3 protein-coding genes are annotated in these 3,720 nt (G+C 64.1%); 2 read left to right on the top strand and 1 reads right to left on the bottom strand.

Annotation, left to right across the window (positions count from 1 at the left end):
* A partial coding sequence (locus tag ACTS2Z_RS11700; protein ID WP_442573387.1) for a DUF885 domain-containing protein occupies positions 1-1,591 on the top strand: 1,591 nt, incomplete at its 5' end.
* 301 nt (positions 1,592-1,892) lie between these two features.
* Here the strand turns inward: ACTS2Z_RS11700 and ispG are convergent.
* Complete coding sequence (ispG, locus tag ACTS2Z_RS11695; protein WP_442573386.1) at positions 1,893-3,032, bottom strand: flavodoxin-dependent (E)-4-hydroxy-3-methylbut-2-enyl-diphosphate synthase; 1,140 nt, start codon at positions 3,030-3,032, stop codon at positions 1,893-1,895.
* 358 nt (positions 3,033-3,390) lie between these two features.
* Between ispG and ACTS2Z_RS11690 the strand changes: the two genes are divergently transcribed.
* A partial coding sequence (locus ACTS2Z_RS11690) for an amino acid kinase family protein (RefSeq protein WP_442573385.1) occupies positions 3,391-3,720 on the top strand: 330 nt, incomplete at its 3' end.

The following is a 3,720-nucleotide window of genomic DNA, read 5'->3' as shown; positions in this document are numbered from 1 at the left end:
CTTGAGCCAGTGGCGCGACATCTCGCGCGAGACGCTGGAAGCGCGCGATGCCGAGATTGCGGCCTTCCATGCGCGCCTGCAGGAGATTGATGCCGATGCGCTAACCGGCGCAGACACAGCCTCCTATGCCGTGCTCGAGCACATATTGCGCCATGCGGTGGCCCTGCCGCAGGTGCAGTCCATGCGCTTTCCGTTCCTGAACGATTCCGGTTTCCACACCCAGGCCGAGTTCACCGCGATGAGCACGCGCATCCGCACTGCGGACGAGGCCGAGGCCTGGATCGAACGGCTGGGCAATCTGCCGGCCCATTACGATGCCTATATCGCGTGGATGGACGAGGCCATTGCAGCGGGCTGGACCCAGCCGCGCACCATCATGCCCGGCGTGATCGATCAGGTCGCTGCGCAGATCGTTGAAGATCCGCGCGAGAGCGCGCTCTTCCAGCCGCTCGCCAATTTGCCGGCCAGCATTCCGGCAGAGGAACGCGAAGCGCTGCAGGCGCGTGGTGCGGTGGTGATTGCGGACACGGTTATGCCCGCCATTGCAAACCTGCGCGATTATTTTGAAGACACCTACATGCCGGCCGCGCGCGAGAGCATCGGCATTTCCGAAGTGCCGGGCGGGCGTGAATACTATCAGGCGCTGGTGCGCTACCACACCTCGCTCGACCTGACGCCGGAGGAGGTTCACCAGACGGGCCTGGCCGAGGTCGCCCGCATCCGCGCGGAGATGGAAGAGATCATCGAACGGATCGGGTTTGAGGGGAGTTTTGACGAGTTCACCAACTTCCTGCGCACCGACCCGCAATTCTATCCGCAAAGCGAGATGGAGCTGATGATGCGCGCTTCGTATCTCTCCAAGCTGGCGGATGATGCGATGCCGTCCGTGTTCAACCGCCTGCCGCGCCTGCCTTACGGCGTGCGGCCCGTGCCGCCTGCGCTGGCGCCGACCTACACCACCGGCCGCTACTGGGCCGGGGATGCCGAAACCGGCCGGGCCGGGGGCTATATGGTCAACACCTATGCGCTCGACCAGCGACCTTACTATGAGCTTCCGGCTCTGACCCTGCATGAGGCGGTGCCCGGTCACCACCACCAGATCGCTCTGGCGCAGGAGATCGAGGGGCTGCCGGATTTCCGCCGCCGGGCGACGATCACCGCCTTCACCGAAGGCTGGGGCCTCTACTCGGAATTCCTTGGCATCGACATGGGCTTCTATGAAGACGACTACGAGGATTTCGGCCGTCTCTCCTACGAGATGTGGCGCGCCTGCCGTCTCGTGGTCGATACCGGCATGCACTATTTCGGCTGGACGCGCGAAGAGGCCGAAGCCTGCTTCCTCGACAATTCCGCCCTGTCACCGCTGAACGTCACCAATGAGGTGTCGCGCTATATCTCCTGGCCGGGCCAGGCACTGGCCTACAAGACGGGCGAAATCCTGATCCGCCGCCTGCGCGCCGATGGCGAAGCGCGCCTCGGCGAAGACTTTGACCTCGCCGACTTCCACGACACCATTCTGGAGGAAGGCCCGCTGCCGCTTTCCTATCTCGAAGACAAGATGGAAGCCTGGATCGCGGCGCAGGAAGAGTAGGGCTGTCTCCGGGGTCCCGGGCCTGACCCGGGATCCATCTTTCAACCCGTAGCATTTTCATATGGGTCTCCCGTCGGGGCGGGAGACCCAGTGTTCAGTGCAAGAGATCAAAATTCGTCATTCCAGAAGCGGCGGCAGCCGCTATCTGGAACCCAGCTGGCCCGAAAGGTCACAAGCGCGACTCCGGCACGCGATTATGCGCCGCACATCTCAGCCTCGATGGATCGCAAGACTGAAATCACTGGGTTCCGGGTCTTCGCTACGCTTCGCCCGGAATGACGAAGAGGGTTGGGACCTGCCCTTACTCCGCTGCAGCAGGCGCCTCGCGCATCGCGCGCATCTTCGCCGCCTTGTCCTCGACCGCCGCAACGATGCGTTCGATCATTGTGTCGTTGGAGACTTTCTCGGTCTGCTTACCCGCGAAATAGAGCATGCCCGCGCCCTTGCCGCCGCCGGTAAAGCCCAGATCGGTATAGGCGGCTTCGCCGGGGCCGTTGACCACGCAGCCAATGATCGAAAGCGAGATCGGCTCGGAAATGTGGGCGAGGCGTTGCTCCAGCGCCTCGACCGTGCGGATCACGTCAAAACCCTGACGCGCGCAGGACGGGCAGGCGATGATATTGACGCCGCGCGTGCGCAGCCCCAGCGCTTTCAGCATGTCAAAACCGGCGCGGATTTCCTCCACCGGTTCTGCCGATAGCGAGACACGGATCGTGTCGCCAATCCCGGCCCAGAGAAGCGAGCCCATGCCGATGGCCGACTTGATCGTGCCGGAGCGCAAGCCCCCCGCCTCGGTGACGCCGAGATGCAAGGGTGCGTCGGTCGCCTCTGCCAGCATCTGATAGGCGGCAACGGTGAGGAACAGGTCGGAGGCCTTCACCGAGATCTTGTACTCGTGAAAGCCCAGATCATCGAGTATGCGCGCATGGTTCAGCGCGCTTTCCACCATCGCGTCCGGGCAGGGCTCGCCATATTTTTCCAGCAGATCGCGTTCCAGCGAGCCGGCGTTTACCCCGATGCGGATGGAGCAGCCATTATTGCGGGCGGCCGAGACGACCTCCTTCACCCGCTCCATCGAGCCGATATTGCCCGGATTGATGCGCAGGCAGGCCGCGCCCGCCTCTGCCGCCTCGATGCCGCGCTTGTAGTGAAAATGGATGTCGGCGACGAGCGGAACCTTTGCCTCGCGCGCGATGGTGCGGAAGGCGGCGGTGGACTCCTCGTCCGGGCAGGAGACGCGCACAATGTCGGCGCCGGCCTCTTCAAGTCCGCGTATCTGGTCAATCGTGGCGCGCGCGTCCGAGGTCGGCGTGTTCGTCATGGACTGGACAGAGATCGGCGCATCGCCGCCAACCTCGACCGAGCCGACGCGAATCTTGCGCGAGACCCGGCGGTCAATCGCCCGCCAGGGCCTGACCTTGGTATGATCCTCGACCGCCATGAAAGCCGCTCCTTCGTCCTTTGCCCCTACATATAGGAGCGATGTGACGAGGTGAAGGCGGGGGTGTTTTCCATGCTCATCCCATCCGGGCTGCGCGCAATACTCTTCCGATATCCTCTCCACCGGGTTCCCGCGCTCGACCCGGGATCCATGGAAGAGCTCGATGGTTAAAGATTGGACCCCGGCTCGGGGGCCGGGGCCCCGGTTGTATTGAACCAAGAGGCCTTCAGGCCGTTCTTGCGGCCTGCGAGCGCGAACGCGCGACCGCGACTTTTCGCGGAACGCCGCAACGCGGAAGCGTAGCGGAACTAAAGACTCCCCCGCTTCCCCGCGGCCCCGATCCTGCTAAAGGAGAGGCATGAAGCGCCTGGTCCTGAAATTTGGCGGCACCTCGATGGGCAGTCCGGAGCGGATTGCCCATTCGGCGGCCATTGCCGCGAGCGAAGCGCAAAAAGGTCATCAGATCGCGCTGGTCGTCTCGGCCATGGCGGGCGAGACAGACCGGTATCTCGGTCATGCCACGGCGCTGGGCGGCGGGCTTGGCGAGGTGGAAACCGATACCGCCCTCGCCGCCGGAGAGCAGGCCGCGAGCGCCCTGATGGCGCTGGCGCTGAAACAGCAGGGTCTGAAAGCGCGCTCGGTGCTGAGCTGGCAGTTGCCGATCGAGGTCGAGGGTCCGCCGGGGGCT

The organism is Glycocaulis sp., from assembly GCF_052168375.1.
GTDB lineage: Bacteria > Pseudomonadota > Alphaproteobacteria > Caulobacterales > Maricaulaceae > Glycocaulis.
Note: the sequence above shows the minus strand (reverse complement) of the source record. Positions and strands in the feature narration are given on the sequence as shown.